This window comes from Ruegeria sp. AB5 (assembly GCF_056542645.1).
Genome location: NZ_JBQGAE010000003.1, coordinates 321,900 through 341,809 on the forward strand (window position 1 = coordinate 321,900; position 19,910 = coordinate 341,809).

Here is a 19,910-nt window from a genome sequence, read left to right on the forward strand (position 1 = left end):
CAACACCACAAGGTTAGGCACCAAGAAGGAGGCCATCGATGCAGTATGTTCGGAATCGAAGAATAGTAGAGTTGCTTAGGGCAAAGACTCTTGTCCTGTTGGCGATCCTGGCGTGTTTGTCCCTGAGTCCGGCTGTGGCCGCTGCAGAAACACCTGATTTGAAAGGTGAATGGACGGGAACCGAAGTCGAGGTCGTCGTAAGATGGGACAATAGTTTCAGCCATAGTGAGGCCTATACAGATCAGAAACTCATCGTGGATGATCAGAATGGCGAAACTTTCGCCGGAACACTCGAAGCGGTTTTCACGAACCCTGAAACGAACACGCAGGAAAACGTGTCGCTTCCGTTTGTCGCCGTCATGACTGGCGATGACAGCTTTATGATGACAACCTCGGGTGAGTTCTCGGCCATTGGCTCGCTGGTCGGGTCTGATGAAATAGACCTGCGGTTTGTAACCTCCGGGGTCTACCACTCTGCAGGAAAATATACCCTAAAGCGAAAGTAATGCGGCGTCATTGTGTTTGGTTGAGATCTTCGAGATCACTTGCGAAAGGCGGTCATTGAACCCGTGATCATCGAGCGTTTCAGATCTGGTGTAGTGTTGGCCAATGGCCGAGTGACCGGGCCTGGCGATTGCGATGGGATAAGGTTACCGTTGCGGCTTCCTGACGCTGAATTCCTTTGTAAGGTTCTGGCAACCAGGGGACTCAGTGAAGACAATCCGGGGACCAAGACGCAGGACCCGGAACAGATCGCGATGTGGCTCCACCTGAAAGAGCTTTTCAGGTCGAGGCGTTGGATCAACTGGGTACTTCTTGATGATGATGGCAACGAGCAGGCGATTTTCACCTCGCTGGAAAGATCGTTTCGCCCTGCCAGCCATCGTCCTGTCAATGGACTGATATTGTCCCGCTTTGGATACATCACGCGTGAGGGCTCAGACTTGGTCCTGCTTAGTCCGGAAACGCCCTGCCGGATGACATTGTCTTCGCCTTCGGTTCTGGAAACGATCTGGCAGTCGAGTTCCGAAATTGGGTTCGAACAGGCTGACGATCCGTTGTGCGTTGCCTTGGGCCGCTTCGGCTTTCTTGAATCGGCTCAGGCAGAAGAGCCGCAGGACCGGGCAAGTTGGACCCTTGCTGATGCCATCCTGCACTCAACCAGTCGCCGTGGTCGGGATGAGCCGATTGTTGGCAACAATTCGGACCTTCAGACGCGGTTCCCCGCTCCACCAGCGCGCGCTGCACTGACTGATTTAAGCAAGGCTGTTGTGTTGGAAACGCACGAGGACGCGTCAGCAGTCAAGGCTCAGCAATCCAGCCGAACTTGGAACGCAAAACCCGTGCCTCTTTCCCTTTTGGCCTGCTTCCTGCAGCGTTTAAGTAAGGTGGATCAGAGATTTACAGTGGATGGGTTGGAACGTGTCAAAAAACCGATCCCCGCAGCCGGCAGCATCCACGAGCTTGAATGGTACGTTGCCGCAGGCAAAGTGTCAGGGTTGCAGCGGGGCCTTTACAGGTATTGCGGACACGATCACGCGCTTGAGCCCATTCCAAACTCATCCAAGTGCGCCGAAACCATGCTGAGCCGGGCCAAGGCTGCGATGGGACATTCTGCGGAAAGGCCCCCGGTGTTGGTGGTCTTGTCCACTCGCATGTCGCGAATAGGCTGGAAATACAAAGGGATGGCATACCGGTTGACGCTGCTGAATGCAGGCGTTGCGATCGGTGCAATGTATGACGCTGCGGCGGAACTGGGCCTTGGGGGATGTGCAATCGGTACAGGTGACCCGCGACCCTTTGAACAAGCAACCGGGCTGCGGTGGTTCGAGGAGACCCCGGTTGCCGAGTTTGCTCTGGGCTTGTCGGAATGAAATGGATCGGATACCTCCGGCTCCGTTTTGCGTTCAGAACGCCCGTTGTTCCCCAACTGTCCGCATTTGATTGCGGGGCAGCGGCGCTGGGCACAATCCTAGAATACAATGATATTTCTGCCAGCTATGTCGACGTGCTGGACAAGGCCGGAACTTCCCGGGACGGAACAAGCACATCCGGGCTGCTGCGCGCAGCCAAGGCATTTGGGCTGGCGGCTCGAATAAGGCACTACACAGCTGCGCAGGCCTTGACAGCTTCGATGCCTTCGATCGTGTTTTGGGGCGGGTCCCACTTTGTCGTACTGGAAGGCGCAACAAAGGACCGCGTCGCCATCAATGACCCGCAGTCTGGCAGACGGGTAATTTCCAAAGAACGGTTCTTCGATCGCTACACTGGTCGATTGATCGAATTCGATCATCCGAACAAACGGCGTTCTGTGTTTAGAAGGGCAACGGCATCTCAAAGCAGGTTGCCGAGGACGGTCTCGAGTTTTTGTGTCTTTTCAATTACGTGTCTGGTCCTTGGTTGGATCGGATTGCGTCAACCTGAGTACCTCCCACTAGCGTTGACGAATAGTGGGTTGTTTGTCTTGTTTCTTGGGGTCATGGCTCTGATTGCCAGCGGGGTCCTCTTTCCAACGGATACAAACCCCGTATCCCAAACGACCAAGCATCTACCTTGGAAAATTCGGCAGATCTGGCCACAACCCCTCTTTTCGAAAAAAGGGGAGGGCCCGGGTTGTGATGCGCCAATTGCCTGGATTCTGAGCCTCATTGCGTTGCCTGTTGGTTCGACCGTTTTTGGTCCAGACTCAGGTTTTGTGACCCTTGGGGCGGCGCTGCTGTTGGTGGCGCTGTTGTCGGCATTTCTAGGTCTCTTTGAGCGGCAAAGGAGGCTGGCCCAAAAAGCCATTGCAAGCACCGGGACGCATAGGTTGCGGGCGCAGTTTGCAGAGCTGTGTCTGCATCCGGATCAGCTTAGGTTGCTTCTACGCGACAGCGCCTTTGCTTCGACGTTTGTGGATTGGCAGCGACGCAGGGATCGAGAAACGCAATCTCTTTCGCGGTATGATGTGTTCAAAACTGGATGTGTCGGAATTGCGGGCGCGACGGTCATTTTGGCTGCAGTGGTCTCAGAGTCGGGTGTTGCACCTTGGGTTGTACTGTCTGGATTCCTCCTATTAAGCGTCAGCGTCTTCTTGTTTGCGGGACGGTCGGCGCAGATTGATCCGACCCGAATACACGCGATCAGAAGGGTGATAGGGTCTTGTCCTGAAACAGGAAACGCTCGGGCAATGACGGGGCTTGACGCGTCCAGATTTTCTGAGCTGCACCTAAAGGACGTGACCTTCGGGTTTGATCCAGATGCCCCACCGATCTTGTCAAACCTGTCGCTATCGCTGAAAGACAGGGACATCGTCGCAGTCGCGGGACCGGCAGCCTGTGGCAAGACTAGTCTGGGACGCCTCGCGGCCGGCCACTTTCCACCACAGAGCGGAATAATTCAGTTTGGTCCGCCTGACGCAGAAAGCGCGCGGATTTGTTTTCTGTCTGAAGTACCGCCGCTCACAAAGTCCATTGACGATATCCCCGAGGACCTCGTCTCTGAACTGAGGCTTGCGAAACTGGTGGAGACAGACCGCAAGAGGAAATACAATCACGGCAAACCGATGATCCGATTTAGCCAAGGCGAGAGGCAACGCCTGTCTGTAGCGCTAGAAATAGCCTCCAAGCCAAGCCTTGTTATTCTTGACGACGCATTGACCTGTGTCGATGAAGAAGATGTGTCCTGCATCATCCAGGCTGTGCGATCCCGTGGGATTACCTGTCTCATCCTGTCAAACCATTGGCCGCTGCTGCGTCTGTGTGATCGGATTGAATTGCTTGAACACAAACGACTTACCCCGCTTGGCGCACCCGAGGATTTTGAGACCTATCGTGACCTACTGACCAACCAAGTCGGGTCAAGCTGATGTGCGCATTGCCAGCTATATTAGGTGTAGCTGGCGCCATTGCGACGACCACCCTCGCGTGTTTTCTGGGCGCTTGGTTTGATCAAGGGACCGAGGTATTGCCGTTGGCCGACACGCTGCTGGCATCGGTGTTCGCCGTCATCCCCATCGTCGGGTTGACGATAGCGGTTTCGCTCACCGCATCTCGGGCACTGGAAACTCGTTGTTCGCTACCGTCGCGCTACGACGAACAGACATGTCAGCCCGAAATGACGTTATGGGCCTGGCGGGTCGCGACCAGAGAGGGCGACGAGGGGAAACAGGCAGGCATATTCTTCTTGTACGTCTATGCGGTCGCTATTTCCGCTTTTGCTGGATTGGCGCTTTCCGCCATGGCAAATCTGTCCGCTTTCCCCATCGGCATTGGACTTTCTGCCCTGCTGATGCTCAGACACATACGCCTGTGGAAATTTTCTGGCTCGCCCAGCACAAAGATGCGCAACCTGCCAACCGTTGCCTGCGCGGCGCTTGCTGGTTGTAGTGCTATCTTCTTGATGGATTTGCAGAACTCGGATGCCTATGGAGTACTGTTTCTCGTCGCATGCGGCATATTCGGGATGGGATTTGTCTCGGCTCTGGTCCCTCCTGTCGCTGACACTGTCCGGGCCTTGCCCCGCTCCCCTTCGATAAATACTGGCACATTCCTCCAACGCGATGACCCTCGGGGTGTTTTGACAGCTGACCTTTGTCTAAGTCGGGTGTCAGCAAGATATTTCGATCAGGATCCATTCGTATTCGAACATCTGGACTTGAACATAGGATCGGGCTCTTTCATTGGGTTCTGCGGTGGGTCAGGAAGCGGAAAATCAACGCTCTGCCGTATATTGCTAGGATTGCTCGACCCAAGTGAGGGCGAGGTGCGTTTTGGAAACCCCGGCGTCCCACGCAACGCCCTGAAACGGTTTCCCCAAGGCTATTTGTATGGGCTGGTAGACTCTCCGCCCGTATCCCAAATGAGTATCGAACAGATCACTTCGAATTTCGGCACGCTATCGCACAACCGCGTTCTCGCCGCGGCGACTGCGACTGGCTTTATCAATGACATAGCAACCTTGCCACTGGGTTTGCAAACGAATGTCGGCCCCAAAGGGTCAATGCTGTCGACGTCACAAAGGCAGCTTTTACAATTGACCGCAGCAGTTGCACGGCGGACAGAGATACTTGTCCTCGACAACCCGATTTCGTCACTACCAGATGAAAAGCGCGCCAAAATCTTGCTGAGGATAAAACCCTTGGTTACAACCTTAATTGTAACATCCAATTCCACCGCAGCGCTTTCGACGGCCGATCAGGTCTATGCACTCTCAGACCGCAAAATCGCTCGAATTGGGAAGAAAGGTTAAAACTTGTTCATGTGGCTCGCCAATAGATTGCAGTTGAGCCAAGCGTGATGTTAGGTTTTCCCAAAGCAAAGTGCATACAACGCTACCGTTCTGGAGGAAGAGCATATGAACAATTTCGGACGTGATGATGGCATGAAGATGGGCCAGATCGTTGCCCGTTGCTGGTCCGACGAGGACTTCAAAAACCGGTTCAAGGCAGACCCCAAGTCGGTCCTGAAAGAATATGAGGTCGAAGTACCTGGGGATATCGAGATCGAAATCCTGGAAAACAGCGAGTCCAAACAGTACTTCCTGCTGCCATCCTCTCCGCTTGAGGCAGAGATCGGGGCGGGCGACGTCAATCAGGTGTATGGCGCAAACTGCTGGTGCCGGTGACCCTTTGAAAAACAACCCTACGGCAGCGCAGGGAGTCGTCATGCCCGACACTCGCGACACACTTGAAGTTCGCGCCATATCCGATGCAGACATCAACGCGTTCAAGACGGACGGGGCCGTTTGTCTCAGGGGTCTCATCTCTCCGGAATGGTTGGATTTGCTTGCGCAAGGGATCACGCGTGGGCTGGAGAACCCCTCTCAGTTTCAAAACGTACGAACACGCCCCGGCCATTTCGGACGGTATGTGACGGACACCTGGGTTCGGCATAACTTTGATGAATTCAAGACGTTTTGCGATTCGTCAGGGATTGCAAAGATTGCGGCGCGGTTTCTGGGGCTCGAAAAGGCCCAGTTCCTGTTTGACTCGTGGATCACGAAATACCCTGGAACCATCATGCGAACGCCGTGGCACCAGGACACAGGCATTCATGGAGACTGCCTGATCATCTGGATTCCGCTGGACCCAATGTCGAAAGACACCAGTCTGGAGGTTGTGCGCGGCTCGCATAGCTGGGGTCGTCACTACCACAGTGAGCGTTTTGATGAGGTGATCGCCGCTGCTAAAGCCGAAGGCAAGAGCGCCGCACCCGGACAGCGCGAACCCGAGCGAATCCCGGACATAGATCGCCATCGCACGGATTACGACATCATCTCATGGGATGTGGAACCGGGCGACTGCCTCATTGTAAACACGCTTAGTGTTCATGGTGCGCCCGGCAATTACGGTGTTGAACCGGTACGGCGCTATTCGTGCCGATGGATGGAACCAGGTGCGTTGCTTGCGCCTCATGGTGACTGGATAGCCGAACACCTGCTGCAACTGTCGTCAGGAGCACCCAGGTTGCAAGGCGCAATGGAGCCATTCGACACCAAGATGTTTCCTGTTCTACCTAATGAATCCGATGCCTGATCCGGACTCAGTCGCACTGTGTATCAGCCCATGCAACTGACAGATCGCACGCTTGAAACCTTCAGAGATGAGGGTGCCGTTTGCCTGCGGCAGGTGATTGACCCGCAGTGGATCGAGAAACTGAAGACTGCGGTTGACCAAAACCTGTCGAAACCTTCCGAGTATTTCACCCGCTTTACCAGACCCGGCGATCTGGGTGGTTACGTGATGGACTTCTGGGTGCGATCTCATACCTCTGGTTTCGATGATTTCCTGCAAAACTCGGATGTCTCGTCAATCGCGGCCCAGTGCATCGGCACGACCCAAGCGCGGTTTGTGTTCGATTCCTGGATCGCAAAATACCCGGGCACGCTGACCCGAACGCCCTGGCATCAGGACTGGGGTATCGTCGGGCTAAGCCTTGCCATCTGGGTTCCACTTGATCCAACGCCAGAAGGCGCGTCACTGGAGGTCGTACGGGGATCGCACCTGTGGCAAAAACAGTATTTCGAAAGAAAGTTTCAGCCAGAGTTCGATGCCGCGCAGGCCGACCTGATACATCCCGACGGATCGAAACCTGAACCTTTGCCGGATATCGACGCGCTTCGCGACCAGTACGACATTATGCGGTGGACGATGGACCCGGGCGACTGCCTGATCTTCAACAGCCTGTGTATCCATGGCGCTTGCGGCAATCCTTACATGCAACCGGTGCGCCGATATATCAGCCGATGGGCCGCGCTCGATGCCGTACTGGCGCCGGCTGGTAAGATGATCGCTGATCGTATGCGGAAACAGGCAGGTGAGTCCTTTCCGATACGGCAGGATGCGCTGATGCCGTTTGAGGGTGACGATTTCCCACTGCTTCCGACGCTAGGCTAGCTGTGCCTATCTGAACCACCAACGGAACAGCGCCGACATGTAGGCTTTGGCCTGCACCGGTGTCCCGTCGTGCAAACCAACTTTGATATGGTGAAGCCGTCGTTCGCAAACGGGCACCTGAATACGCCCCTGTGACAGGCCATCTCGTTTTAAGACATGTCCCCAGTTCTCCACTCCGGTCGACAGAGCCTCGCACCCGGGATAGGATCTGAGCGCTGCACCTTTGTCTGCGTGGCACAAACCTGACTGTTCGAGGATACCGAGCATCCTGTCATCTGCACTGCCCGGTTGCAGCGTGCCGTCCGGGGCGTAAAGCTCGACCCCCAAAGCAGATTTGTTGCCGATCTCACAGCCAACAAGCACTTTCTCAACCAATTCACCGAATTGCGTGTTGAGCCATTCAAGCCCTGCGCTGTGGTTCTGAAGGTTTTGCGCCTCTAAGAACGCTTGCGCGGCGACAAGAGTTTCGAACCGAAAGACCAGCCGAACACGAGCAATCTTTCGCCCCGTCATCACTCCGCACAGTACATAAGCACGAGGGTTTGTATAAGTACCAAGCAGATCTTTGATGTGTTGAACATCGTTTGGCGTCAATCCCGGTGCCACCGACATGGCCAAATTGCAAATCGCCTCGCTTTGCGTTCCTGACAACCGTGTTGGTGCGGCGCTAATCCCATCTTGAAGCCGCGGTGAGAAATACACGCTCGCACGCCGCGACTGGGGGGCAATGAGATCGTGTTCGAGCCAGATGTTGTCGAACTCTGACAAAAGATCCGGCGCATGTGGGTGAATCCACTCTTTGACCGTCGCGCAATGGTCGAAGATCGCACGGTTTCCAAACCCTGTTGCGTAGCCGACTGAAAGGTCGATACCCGGTCGGCAGCCCGCAAGAGGGATTTCAATCCCAAGCGGGGGTGGGACAGCTTCACCCAGACCCATCCCCCCCAGGCGTTGATCAGCAGTTGCGCGGACCTGACCATCTGCGACCACATCTGTCAAAGCGTTCAAGGCATAGCCCAGATAAGGGGCAAAGCGACGACTATCAGGGGACATTATGTAAAATATACCAAGGGGTTAAGATCCACTTCGGCAGTGGGTCGATCCTGCCAACCTAATTCGACGGGCACATCATACAACCGACCGGGCGCAAACCGATTGTGATAGTGGCGCAATCCGGGGGCAAATACGCGCGCGACGGAAAAATCCACGTCGTTGCGGCTAAGGTCGACCGCCAGAACTTCGATATCGGAACGGGCAAGATGCGCGACCAGATGATCAATGTCTGCTTTTAGATTTTCCCCGGCCAATGCCGGAGGCAGGACCGGAACGCTATCGTCGGATGGCACCAGATAAGGATGAGTGTCAATCCGCGCGGTTTCGAACCATTTCTTCACATAGGACATCCGTGGTGCCAATCGGGATTGCGCGGCCTCGGCGCAGTAGACATCCAACTGCACGAGTTCACTTGCGGCCCGAGAAGCCGCGATCGAGGCATCCAGATGAGCGCCAAAGCCAAAGGTAATCCGCCCGCCTGTGTTTTCATCCCACGCTATTGCGCCGACGACCGGAACGCGCAGGTCATTTGTTAAGTCAATGAAAGACAATCTGCGTCTTTCCTGAGTCAAAAACCCCCTAAGGGTTTCAATTTGTCTGAGCACAGAGCTGGTGAGCCTGGACATATCAAATGCAGGTCGACGCAGCCTGTTGTACCACCAGATCGCCAGCGCATCGCGTTCGATCAATTCCAGCAAACCATGAAGAACGGCCTCTTCCAGCACATTCCCCGCGGCACACCCATTCGAGTCCGCAAGGCAAATGTCTGGACCCTTTTTCGGAGTATCAAAGTAACATAGCGTAGTGGGAACCAGAACGGGATGCAGATGCGACAGGGACCAGGCACTTGTCCATCTGACGGCTTCTTCCTCATCGAACAGCTCAGGCACCCAGAACGGTTCTTTTGAGGCATTTGCATCCCGATCCTGATATTGTGCCTGACTATAGAGCTGTATCGCGTTAGGATGAACTGCCTTGTCGGTCAGGTCGTTAAAGCTTGCCTGAATGCAAACTTCATCTCCGCGAAACGTGCCGCAATAGCGCTCAACTGCCTCGGCCAGACAGCCAGCACGCGCCTGTATCACCGACGGTCCCTTGCCGCCCGCGCCCAAAGACAGATCAAAGTTCAAATCGTTCGACCCTTTGCGCCACGGCGTAATCTGACGGCATTTGGCGACGTGATAGCCACCTCTTTCAACGCAGATCGGTTCAGACGGAATGATGCCACAAATCGGGCTGATAAGCGGCGACAATCTCTGATACGTAGCCTCGGGCTTGCACACCCGCCGGCCGCCTTCGGCATCCAAAATACTCGTGTGGTCTTGAAGTTTGATGCGCGCTTTGTCCGTAGTTTCCAAGACGCGGTGTTCTCTGCAAGTCCGGCAATTGAGACGTGGTCGTATGGCATGGTGTTGGGCTTCGAACGTCATTGGATCAAAGGAAAGGACCCGGTCTTCGAGTTTGCCACCATGCTCCGCTGCCATCGCCAGAGCGACTTGTGTCGCAATCAACGCTCCGAATTGCTGTGCGTTACTGCTCCAGGCTTCGGAAGGATTGTGTAAGTTCAGCGCGACCCCGGATCGCGCGACGATCTGCTCACGCCGGTTGTCGCGCAATGACTGAGCAAGGCACTGCCAACAGGCTTGGCTCGCTTGACCAAAGACGGGTCCAATCCAGAGCTGTCGACCAGTTGGTTTCGCAAGCGCCCAAATATGGCCCGACTTCAAAGCGTCAGAGTTCAGACTGTTTAATTCATCCCGCAAATAGTCATCAGTCAGAACAAGGGTCAGATCATAGGTGCCAAAATCTGGGCTGGGATACGCCTGGATGCCTTTTTCACGCAAACTGGCAACTACGGTTTCCAAGACAACAGGATCAATGGATCCAACCATAAAAACACCAACAGTTTTGGACAAGGCAGTCTCGACAGCGGTCGCGTCCGTTTCGCAGCTATCCCAAAAGCCTAGGCTTTGTGGATCAGGTGAGCGTTGAACGTCAGCCACAATCTTTTGATCATAAAGCTGGCGCAGGGCGAACAGAACTTGCTCGACCGCAAATTGATCGTCCAGTGCTTTGACAATATCGCGAACCGGGCGCAGACCGTCGATTGTGGGCAGCAACGCTGAAAAAATCTTACCGTTCAGTACCCGGATGCTTGGGTCCGATACCGCCAGAATCCGTGTCGAGGTGATTTGAAAGAAGGACTGGTGCGACTTGATGCGCGGAACTTGGTTCAGCTCAGTCTTGTGTGGCGGGCCATTTGTCCGCTCATCCGTGTTATGCATCTTGCCTGAGGTTCAATTTTTCGGTGTCCTTCTCATGGTAGTCCTCGTAGCTTGAAATTGTCAAAACAACCAATCCCTTTTGCCCTTGATCTTGCGACCCAGAGAATGATCGGCTTTTCACATCTTCGGCGATTTCAGCTCATCAATCTGAGTTTGCAGAAAACCGGTACCAAATCCGTCGCGGGTATATTCGGCAACTACCGATCGGCCCATGAATTTCAACATGACGAGGCTACAAACGCCTTGTCTGCCTTTCACTCCGGAATGTTGGACGAGACCGGGCTTCGTGCCTATCTAGCAACGCGTGACGCGATGGGACAACTGGAAGTCGACAGCGCCAGTTTCAATGGCTGGTTTGCCAAACAATACGTCACCCTTTTTCCGAACGCTTTGTTCCTGATCGTACTGCGCCATCCGGTTGATTGGCTGGATTCTGTCCTCACGCACATCAGACGCGACGTACGCAATACACTGCAAGAAGGTCTGCCCTATCCCGAGAGATTCGAACGGCAGGCCGAGCTGGCGGTTGGATCCTTTGCGCCCGAAGTATTTCTGGATGACAAGAAGTTGGCTATTGCGTTACCGGAACTGTCCCAAAACCTACTGGCCTATTGGCAAACACAGAATCGACTGTTGCTTGTGTCAGCTCCGCAAGATCGGAGGTTAATCCTGTCGACAAAACAGCTATCACGCTCGCTGCCTCAACTTGCCGGATTTGTCGGTGTCCCCGTTGACACGCTGATCTCTGATCGGAGCCATCTGCACCGCAAGCCCGAGCAGCGTTCTGTTTTGCAAAGGTTCGATTGTGCTCTGGATACAAAGGCCTCGATTGAAATGTGGAAGCGATGGCAGGAAACCCTGATCGAAACCTGTTGAGCCTGCCTAGGTTTGAATTGACAATGCATCGTCTGCGGCTGTTCTGAATTCGGTCGACCACTCCCATTCCGTCACTTCACCCGCTCCGCGCGCCGCGATGTTAGCGTGCAGCCGCGTGCCAGGCGCAACGTCCATCGGGTCCGGTCCAACAGGCAGGATCACTTGCCGCCAATGCGTCTGCGCTGACATCGGTCCGGTGGGTAGCAGCACACCAGGGGCAACTTCGGCGTCAAACCACACCGCGATACCTTGGCACAGACCCCGTTCAGAAAATTCAAATGACACCGTTTCCTGCAAGGGTCTGTTCGAAACCGAACGCATATCCAACTCTGCCACAAGCTGCGCTTCGGCCATCAGCTCTGATGGGTTCAGGTGCGCCCAGAACCGCTCATGGGCCGCGGGCGGTGCAAGATCCCTGAAAGACAGATCACAAACCGGTTTCGAGAAGAAGTTTATCTGCTCAAACCTGTCTGACGCGCAGATCGGCGCGGCCAGGATACGCACCACACCGGGTATCATGGCCCCATTTGGCTTCAGCACACGATCCCGCAACCCGATCAAGGGCGGCAACATGTTTTCTTCCAGCGCGGCATTTCCAAGCCATTCCGAGATCAAAACATCCACGTCTTCCGGCAAGGTTACACTACGGGCATCCGATCTGAGAAACGTAATCCGATCGGCAAAACCATTCGTCTCGCACAGTTTCGCTGCAGTCCTGATAAAACTGCTGCGGTCGATGGCATAGACCCTGCGCGCACCCGCACGACACGCCAACATGGCAAGCACCCCGCTGCCGGTCCCAAAATCGCAAACGACGTCGCCGGGATTGACGACATCCTGGATTGCCTTCTCGAATGCTTTCATGCGCACGTGATCGCTCAGCATTCTATAGTGCATGGCAACTTGATCGTACCCGTGCATCGGTCATCCCCAGTTTGGTGCCAGCTATTCTCTCAAACCAACAACCCGATTAGATTTGGCAATCAGGTGCCTGTTGTATCCTTGGTCGTGACATTGACCAGTTCGAGTACACTGTTTCAAGTGTCTTAGTCCTGCAACCGGTTGGGTGATGTTTCTTTGTTTCGAAACCTATAGGCCAGCAACTGGTAACGCCGTCGAACTGGAAGCAAGGCGACGATGTTGTGACTGTCCCACCCGTTTCGGACTAGGAAGCAAGAAAGCGCGGTCCTGGTAGTTGGCAGGCATCAGAGGACGCAGTCTTTATCCGATGGGTCGAACCAATGCAATTTGTGCGCCGCTTATGTGTCCTCGATTGTGCCGCGCATCCAACTCCTGTTCTCGACCGTGAAAGATCCTCTTTCAGTTCTTGCGATTTCCCAGTTGCTCGGCGAGCAGATCGAAAACCAGCCTGATACGACGCGCGGTGTGGAGTTCTGAATGCGTGGTCAACCAGATTGGGAACGTGAATGGTTTCCGGTTCGGCAAAATTCGCTCGACGCCAGAGGTCAGAGCTGCCACATCCTCTGACATCACACTAACGCCAAACCCTTGGCGCACCATCTCCCATGCTACGATCCCGTTTTTCGAACTTGTTCGAAAATTGTTTTGGGTCACAGAAAGACCGGCTTTTTCAAGATAGTCGACCATAATATCGACGTCTCCGAAGCCTACAAACTCCAACCTGCTCAATTCTTCTTCGTCTTTGGGTCGTCCCACCTGGTCGAGGAAAGAAGGTGATGCGTAAAAGTGTGCCTTCACTTCTGCCACATGTTTTGCAATCAAATCAGGCTGTGTGGGGCGCACATGCCGAATGGCAATATCCGCTTCGCGCCGCTGAATGTCGCGCAAGTCATTTGTTGCCACAACTTCGATGTTCAGACGCGGCGCTGCAGCCCGAATGCGTTGCAGTATTGGTGGGAGTTGGAATGCGGACATCAGATCAGAAGCAGTAATCCTGACCTGTCCTTCGATAGTCTGGGCCTGACTGGTCGCCGTCATTGAGATCCGTGTTGCAACGTCAGCCATGTCTCGGACATGTGTCAGCATTTCTGTTCCGGCAGTCGTCAGGTTCAGCGACTTTCCAACGCGTTCAAACAAGGTCACCCCAAGTTTGTGTTCAAGCGCCGCCACCTGTCGTCCCACAGTCGGTTGGGTCTGATCGAGCACACGGGCAGCAGCGGAGAATGATCCCTCTTCCGCCGTCGCCAGAAAGGCCCGTACCTGGTTCCAATCAAAGTTAATGGCCTTCCAATTCATGCGAAAATGCATAACACTTCTGCAAAATATGGCAATTCCATAAATTCACGTTTGGTTTTAGAGCGCTCATCAGTCCCCAAGACGAAAGAGACACGCCATGGCTGCACTATCGAAAGACGCCGCATTCTGGAGCAAAATTTCCCGCAAATATGCGGCTGACCCCATCCGCAATATGGAGGGATATCTAGCCACGCTTGAGCGAACGAAATCTTACCTGAAGTCAGAAGACCGTGTACTGGAAATTGGGTGTGGGACCGGGTCAACGGCGCTTTTGCTGGCACCGGCTGTTGCGCACATCACCGCGACCGATCTTGCGCCTGGAATGATTGAGATTGCTGAAGAAAAGCGCGCGGAAGAAGGTTTGAACAACGTGACCTTCAAGGTCGCCGAGGTTATGGATCCCACGCTGGGTCAAAACCCATATGATGCCATTCTTGCGCACAACCTTCTGCACCTCTTGCCTGACCTTGGCCAATCGCTCGTTCATATCGGATCGCTGACAAAATCCGGTGGTATCTTCATTTCCAAGACTGTCTGCGCACCGCAGAAGAGAGGTTTTCGATATACCTTGATCCGCAAACTCGCGATCCCCTTGATGCAAGCGGTCGGCAAGGCGCCTTTCGTGAATTTCCAATCGGCACAGGTGCTTGAACAGAAAATCAAGGATGCAGGTTTCGAAATCATAGAGACAGCCGATCAAGCGGGTATGTTGCCAAGCCGATACATCGTTGCCCGCAAAATCTGAGATTTTACACGCCGCGGCATTGTCGCAAAAACAGCGCGCTAGAGATAGTCGCTGGCAGGCGTCTGTTGTGAACCGCCAATGTTTGTCCGGATGACGCACAACATAGCTGTGGCGGATTGGTTCAGTGGATCTGCACCACAGCCAGATTGCGCAATTTGTCAGGGTTTCTTACGATCAGGATCTCCTGTACGAACCCAGCCTCGTCGTAGGTTACAGAGACAGCCGAACTTGTCTGTCCGCCAGCTTGGATCAACACACCATGCGTTCCATTCAGATCTGCCTGCGCCCAGTCAAGCGCTGCCCAATAGCGTCGCAACTTTTGCGCAATGAAATCACAGATCGCCTCCCGGCCGATGATCGGGTCGCGTATCGCTGCCACTTTACCTCCGCCATCCGCACTTAGCCTTGCGTCCTGAGCCAGCATTCGGGTCAGGAGACCAACTTCACCGGTCGCAACAGCGGATTGGAACGCCGTCAGGAATTCTTGCTGACGCGACACGGGGGTAGCGTGGCGAGCCCTCGATTGGCCGATGTTGCTGCGAGCTCGAGACACCATCTTTCGGCTGGCGGGTTCCGAAACATCCAGTGTCTCTGCAATTTCATTGTAGGACAGGTCAAAGACATCGTGCAGCAAAAAAGCTGCCCTTTCTTTAGGGGTCAGCCGCTCTAGCATCATCATGAACGCCATCGACAGGGATGAGGCCAGTTCAGCACGCGTCTCGGCCTCGGGCGGCACCGCCACCTGAATGGGTTCGGGCAGCCAGGCGCCGACATAGTCCATTCGCGCGCGATCTCCCGTCCGCCGCATGTCGAGACAGCGGCGGGTACAGACCGAGATAAGCCAGCCTTTGGTGTTCTCGATTCCGGATCGGTCGGTGCCTACCCATTTCAGGAATGTGTCCTGTACGGCATCCTCTGCATCGCTGAACGAGCCTAAAATGCGATAAGCCAGACCGTTGAGGCGGGGTCTGAGATCCTCAAAAAGGAGGACCTCAGCCGGTGCAAGCTCAGTGTTTGGAGACATTGATCCGGTTCCACAGATTGATCATTCCGATTTCAGCAGTCAGCAGCCCGATTTCGGCCTCAGAGTAGTGCTTTCGCAGTTTTGCACGAATGGACCCGAGGTCCAGCCGCGGGTCAAGGATTGTCAGCGCTTCGGTCCACTCCAGCGCCGCTTGTTCCGCCTCAGAGAAATCACGGACATGGTCCCAAACGATAACCCGGTCAAGCCGTTCGCTGGTTTCCCCATCCCGCCGTGCCTCTGTTGTGTGCATCTTGACGCAGAAGCCGCAGCGATTGATCTGCGAGGCCCGCAGGCGCAGAAGATGGCGCAGCTTTGGATCGAGCCCCATGCCATCGAGAACCTCATGAACGCTCGCGAGTGTTTGCAGGACATCCGGGATTGCGGTTTCATACTTGATCGCGTTTGAACTCGTCATGTTCTTCTTCCTTCTGTTGACCTTCTGCTCTGATGACGATCAATGGGCGACGTTTGTGACGCGTTGGTGCGAAAAATTTGCTGAAACGCTGTAAAATATGGATATTTCTATTCCCCATCAGCATTGTGGAACAGACTGGGCTCCGTTGCAGGTTGTTGCGGCGTGAATGTCGCGCGCGGATGATGAATACCCTAAAACGGTCAACAAGACCCGATTGCAACAGAACTGCTCATTCGTGACGGCTGAAGACCAACGCTTCAACTTCAATTGGCTCGCCACCCAACACCAAATCAGAATGGTCGTTCGCGTTTAGACTGACCGAAACCACGTTCGCCCTGGGTCGCAAATAGTATGCCAAGTAACAGGCAACCAAATCGGACGCATATCGTCGACCGATCCTTGTCTCCCTTGATAAGACGGGTTGCGCATTTGCGATAAACAAAACGATCGGAAGAACCGGCACCCACAAACGCAAGTGGAAACTGCAGACGTATTAAAAAAGTCATCTGTCTCTATTGTGACCACTCTCAGGTTTCAGCTATGCGCTTTTTGAGGTAGCTTACTGCTATCAATAATTATTTGAGTTTTTGCCTATTCAACCAGGGATCTGATCACGCGTGCAAATACCTCGCCTGTTGCACGCCAGGACGGTAGAGATTTCGACCTTAGTACTGACAGTTGCGCCAATCGCGTTCGTGTATCTTGGTCTTCGAGAAGCAAACGCAAACTTGCGCCAAAAGCAAGAGCGTCTTCGGATGGAGTCAGGATCGCAGCGTCACCAACCGTTTCAGGAACGGCACCTACATCGCAGGAAACGATTGGAAGCCCGAACATCATCGCTTCGCTAAGCACCATGCCGTAGCCTTCGTACCGGGTGGCGAGCGCAAAGAGTGTCGCTGAATTGAAACAATGGTTCAGTGAGTCTTGGTCTAGTTCTCCGGCGAAGGTTGTGCGCGTGCTCAGACCCAGGGTTTTTGACTGATTGTACAGATCGTTGGCCGTGTCCTGGTCGTGTTCTTTACCGACGATAATAGCCCGCCATTCCAAGTTCTTGATTGTAGCCAGTGCGCGCAACAATGTGTCATGGCCTTTACGGGGGGCCAACAGGCCGACCGACAAAATCAAAGGAGGATCTATTGGGTGCCTGTTGACCGATGGGCGGTCAAAACCTGGCGGCGCGATGGTTATCAATTCTGGCTTTGCATTGAACTGGTTAATCAGGACTCTTGCCGTTTCTGGACTTGGAACGACAACACGAGCGGTGTGCCGGAGCGCCTCGGCTTCGTTTTTGAGAAGGAACTCTGCCCGTTCTGTCGGCAGACCGGTCTCCAGTCCAAGGGGGTGGTGTATCATTGCTATGATCGGGGCTTTTACCTGCGACAAACCCTCTGGATCAATGGCCCCGAAAACCAAACCGTCAAGGATGATTGGGCGCATTTCGGGTACAGCGTGCAAGGCGTTCAACGTGAACGCCATATCCTCTTGGGTCGGGTTTGGGAAGCTGCCTGGCAGTTGCAAGTGTTCGGTGTAGCAACCGATCTCGTTCAGCACGCGCAACACCCTAGCTTCGTAGATGAAACCGCCAGTGCGCTGGTCCTTGTCACCTGGGATTGCAAAAACAGCCTGTGTCATGCCAGTTGCTCGCTCGCATAAACCCGTAGAACCTGTTTTTCGATCCCTGCAACCAGTGCGTATGCGATGACTGCTGCGAGACACAGAAGTATCACGCATGACCACAGCATATTGTAATCGGACGTACTCGCGGTCAGTGCCATTAACACGCCTATGCCGCGCCCGGTCGCCAGCCATTCTGCGGTTGTGACTGCCAACAACGCAGCTGGCACCGCCATGCGGGCCGAGGCGAAGACAGCGGGCAACATGGCCGGGATTTCCGCAGATCGCAACAACTTGAACCGGCTGGCACCGTAGCTGTCAAAGAGATCCACGATCTGTGTTGGGGTCTGCCGCAGACCCTGCAAGCATGCGACTAGGGTAGGGAAGAAAATCATCACGGCGACGATTGCGACAGTTCCGTTAAAGCCGCGCCCAAATGCGAGAACCAGCAAAGGTGCGGTTGTGATGATCGGAACGGCGCGCAAGGCGATAGCCGTTGGCAGAATCGTTTGCGCTACGGGTGGCCAAAGCTTTAGTACGATGGCCAGACCTACCCCAAGTAATATGCCAGCGAGATAGCCGGGGATCGCATAAGCCAGAGTTTCGCCAAGCGCCGTCAGCAAGGTGTTCAGGTTTGTGGAGTTGGAAACGAAATTCCATATATCTGCTGGTCGCTTAGCAAAGAATGAGTTCAAATTGAACAAATCCATTGTTCCCTGCCACAGAACCAAGACCAGAGCCGCGATAGAGACAACGCCTAGTATTTGGTTAAAGAGAGACCGGCTTTGCCCAACTCTGAGCGACGACAACAAGATAGTCGGTGCGTGCGGCGTCAGTCTGTTTTTGATCAGACCAAGGCATCCATACCCGAACATAGCCAGCGATGCCGATATGACGGCCAATGCCCAGGTTGCATCCGTTTGAAGACCGCGCATGGCCCTCAAAGTAAGTACACCCAATCCCCGCTCTGCGCCCGTGAACTCTCCGATCATCGCGCCCAAAAAGGCTGCCGGAGCTGCGATTTGCAGGCCGACAAATAGGTAGGGCAGGCTGGCTCTGGCGCGAACACGGTACAATGTCGACAAGCGGCTCCGGCCGTAGACGGTCATCAAATCCGTCCAGCTTTGCGAGATCGCCCGAAGGCCGACGACCAAAGCGAGGAATGTGGTGTAGTAGACGGCCAAAGCCGCCAGCGTTACTTGCGGTCCTGTCCCGGGCCCGAACAGGACCCGCAAAATCGGACCGCTTGCGATCAGTGGAATGCAAAAGACGAGCAGAGCAAGTGCCGAGACCAACCATTCTGACCTGGGTACCAAAATCACAAGACACGCCAACACCACTGCCGCAAGATTCCCCCAAAAGAACCCTAGCGCAGCATTCATCGAGGTTTCGGTCGCGGCCCGAAACAAAAGGCCGGAATGATCAATGATGTAACCCGCGATGTCTAAAGGCCCGCTGAACAGAACACTGTTCGGCTGAACACGCGCCAAGCCTTCCCAAATCAAAAATGCAACCAAGACGCCCAGAACACTTCGCAGAAAAGCCATCTATGTGACCCTCTCCAAGGCGGCCAGAATCCGTGTTGCAAGAGCTTGAAACTCGGGTGAGTTTGTTGCGGAGACCGCGCGGGTTTCGTGAATATCAACCTGCAAGTCAGCCAAAATACGCGCTGGTCGCGGTGAGAACACGATCACTCGGTCCGAGAGCAAAACCGCTTCTTGCACTGAATGCGTAACCAGAAGTGTCGTTGTCTTACGCTCACGCCACAAGGGGGGCAGGTCCCGATTCAACCGACGGCGAGTGATCGCGTCAACGGCTCCGAAAGGTTCATCCAGCAGCAAGACGTCTGGCTCTGAAATAAGGCTGCGCGCTATGGCCGCGCGTTGGCGCATGCCGCCTGAAAGTTCCGCAGGCCGATGGTTTGCAAACCCGTCCAGCCCAACCAGATCGATTAGGTCATCGACTCGATCTGCGGGCTTGCGGGCGAGTTCTGCGCCCAAAGAGATGTTTGAGCGAACGGTGCGCCAGGGCAGCAGCGTTGGGTCTTGAAACGCCATGGCAAGCCCCCCACGACGGGCAACCTGCTTTGGTGTTTCCTGACCTATGGTGATACGCCCCGCATCGGGGATCTCCAGCCCGGCAATCAACCGCAGAATGGTAGACTTCCCGCAGCCAGACGGGCCAACCAATGCCGTTGTCTGTCCGGAATGAAAATCAATAGACAGCTCGGACACAGCCTCTGTGCGATCAAATCTCTTTCGGACGCTGGTACAGGAGATTCCGGCCGTGGTCACACTTCAACCCTC

General features: G+C 54.6%; 19 protein-coding genes. 10 read left to right on the plus strand and 9 right to left on the minus strand.

From position 1 onward, the window contains the following. Positions 1-38 precede the first annotated feature (38 nt). From ACR0L4_RS08970 to ACR0L4_RS09000, 7 genes are all read left to right on the plus strand, one after another. The gene (locus ACR0L4_RS08970; RefSeq protein WP_480512276.1) at positions 39-506 is read left to right on the plus strand and encodes a hypothetical protein; all 468 of its coding nucleotides are present in this window, start codon (positions 39-41) and stop codon (positions 504-506) included. Positions 507-656: 150 nt separating this feature from the next. Next, a complete protein-coding gene (locus tag ACR0L4_RS08975; protein ID WP_480512278.1) occupies positions 657-1,874 on the plus strand; it encodes a SagB family peptide dehydrogenase in 1,218 nt (405 codons plus the stop codon). Continuing rightward, a complete protein-coding gene (locus ACR0L4_RS08980; RefSeq protein WP_480512280.1) occupies positions 1,871-3,847 on the plus strand; it encodes a cysteine peptidase family C39 domain-containing protein in 1,977 nt (658 codons plus the stop codon). The genes ACR0L4_RS08975 and ACR0L4_RS08980 overlap by 4 nt, the downstream gene beginning before the upstream one ends. Before the next feature lie 104 nt (positions 3,848-3,951). Next, a complete protein-coding gene (locus ACR0L4_RS08985; protein ID WP_480512282.1) occupies positions 3,952-5,229 on the plus strand; it encodes an ATP-binding cassette domain-containing protein in 1,278 nt (425 codons plus the stop codon). Positions 5,230-5,334: 105 nt separating this feature from the next. Beyond that, on the plus strand, positions 5,335-5,604 hold the full coding sequence (locus ACR0L4_RS08990; RefSeq protein ID WP_170749296.1) for an NHLP leader peptide family RiPP precursor: 270 nt from the start codon (positions 5,335-5,337) through the stop codon (positions 5,602-5,604). A 40-nt stretch (positions 5,605-5,644) separates the two neighbouring features. Next, a complete protein-coding gene (locus ACR0L4_RS08995) occupies positions 5,645-6,514 on the plus strand; it encodes a phytanoyl-CoA dioxygenase family protein (protein ID WP_480512284.1) in 870 nt (289 codons plus the stop codon). Positions 6,515-6,544: 30 nt separating this feature from the next. Further along, entirely contained in the window at positions 6,545-7,375 is an 831-nt protein-coding gene (locus ACR0L4_RS09000; RefSeq protein WP_480512286.1) for a phytanoyl-CoA dioxygenase family protein, read from the plus strand. 6 nt (positions 7,376-7,381) lie between these two features. Here ACR0L4_RS09000 and ACR0L4_RS09005 read toward each other — a convergent pair whose 3' ends face one another. Together ACR0L4_RS09005 and ACR0L4_RS09010 are read right to left on the minus strand one after the other, a co-directional pair. Further along, on the minus strand, positions 7,382-8,428 hold the full coding sequence (locus ACR0L4_RS09005; RefSeq protein ID WP_480512288.1) for a hypothetical protein: 1,047 nt from the start codon (positions 8,426-8,428) through the stop codon (positions 7,382-7,384). Continuing rightward, a complete protein-coding gene (locus ACR0L4_RS09010) occupies positions 8,428-10,713 on the minus strand; it encodes a TOMM precursor leader peptide-binding protein (RefSeq protein WP_480512290.1) in 2,286 nt (761 codons plus the stop codon). Before ACR0L4_RS09010 ends, ACR0L4_RS09005 begins: the two co-directional genes overlap by 1 nt. Before the next feature lie 105 nt (positions 10,714-10,818). On the opposite strand from ACR0L4_RS09010, the gene ACR0L4_RS09015 reads away from it, so the two are divergent. Further along, on the plus strand, positions 10,819-11,589 hold the full coding sequence (locus ACR0L4_RS09015; protein WP_480512292.1) for a sulfotransferase: 771 nt from the start codon (positions 10,819-10,821) through the stop codon (positions 11,587-11,589). A gap of 6 nt (positions 11,590-11,595) precedes the next feature. Here the strand turns inward: ACR0L4_RS09015 and ACR0L4_RS09020 are convergent, their stop codons facing one another. Next, a complete protein-coding gene (locus ACR0L4_RS09020) occupies positions 11,596-12,510 on the minus strand; it encodes a 50S ribosomal protein L11 methyltransferase (RefSeq protein ID WP_480512294.1) in 915 nt (304 codons plus the stop codon). Positions 12,511-12,692: 182 nt separating this feature from the next. Between ACR0L4_RS09020 and ACR0L4_RS09025 the strand changes: the two genes are divergently transcribed. Next, positions 12,693-12,758, plus strand: a complete 66-nt coding sequence (locus tag ACR0L4_RS09025; RefSeq protein ID WP_480512355.1) for a hypothetical protein — start codon at positions 12,693-12,695, stop codon at positions 12,756-12,758. Between the two features lie 151 nt (positions 12,759-12,909). Here ACR0L4_RS09025 and ACR0L4_RS09030 read toward each other — a convergent pair whose 3' ends face one another. After that, positions 12,910-13,806 (minus strand): LysR family transcriptional regulator, encoded by an 897-nt coding sequence (locus ACR0L4_RS09030; protein ID WP_170749289.1) that lies wholly within the window; start codon positions 13,804-13,806, stop codon positions 12,910-12,912. Between the two features lie 97 nt (positions 13,807-13,903). Here ACR0L4_RS09030 and ACR0L4_RS09035 point away from each other — a divergent pair, with 97 nt between their 5' ends. Beyond that, positions 13,904-14,551, plus strand: coding sequence for a class I SAM-dependent methyltransferase (locus tag ACR0L4_RS09035; RefSeq protein WP_480512296.1), 648 nt, complete (start codon positions 13,904-13,906; stop codon positions 14,549-14,551). Positions 14,552-14,672: 121 nt separating this feature from the next. On the opposite strand, the gene sigJ is transcribed toward ACR0L4_RS09035, so the two are convergent. The 5 genes from sigJ to ACR0L4_RS09060 form a co-directional block, all read right to left on the minus strand. Further along, on the minus strand, positions 14,673-15,575 hold the full coding sequence (gene sigJ, locus ACR0L4_RS09040; RefSeq protein WP_480512298.1) for an RNA polymerase sigma factor SigJ: 903 nt from the start codon (positions 15,573-15,575) through the stop codon (positions 14,673-14,675). Next, on the minus strand, positions 15,559-15,990 hold the full coding sequence (locus tag ACR0L4_RS09045; RefSeq protein ID WP_480512300.1) for a carboxymuconolactone decarboxylase family protein: 432 nt from the start codon (positions 15,988-15,990) through the stop codon (positions 15,559-15,561). Before ACR0L4_RS09045 ends, sigJ begins: the two co-directional genes overlap by 17 nt. Before the next feature lie 591 nt (positions 15,991-16,581). Continuing rightward, entirely contained in the window at positions 16,582-17,622 is a 1,041-nt protein-coding gene (locus ACR0L4_RS09050) for a glycosyltransferase family 4 protein (RefSeq protein ID WP_480512302.1), read from the minus strand. Continuing rightward, on the minus strand, positions 17,619-19,151 hold the full coding sequence (locus tag ACR0L4_RS09055; RefSeq protein WP_480512304.1) for an ABC transporter permease: 1,533 nt from the start codon (positions 19,149-19,151) through the stop codon (positions 17,619-17,621). The genes ACR0L4_RS09050 and ACR0L4_RS09055 overlap by 4 nt, the downstream gene beginning before the upstream one ends. Then, positions 19,152-19,898: an ABC transporter ATP-binding protein gene (locus tag ACR0L4_RS09060; protein ID WP_480512306.1), complete on the minus strand. Its 747-nt coding sequence runs from the start codon at positions 19,896-19,898 to the stop codon at positions 19,152-19,154. Positions 19,899-19,910: the final 12 nt, after the last annotated feature.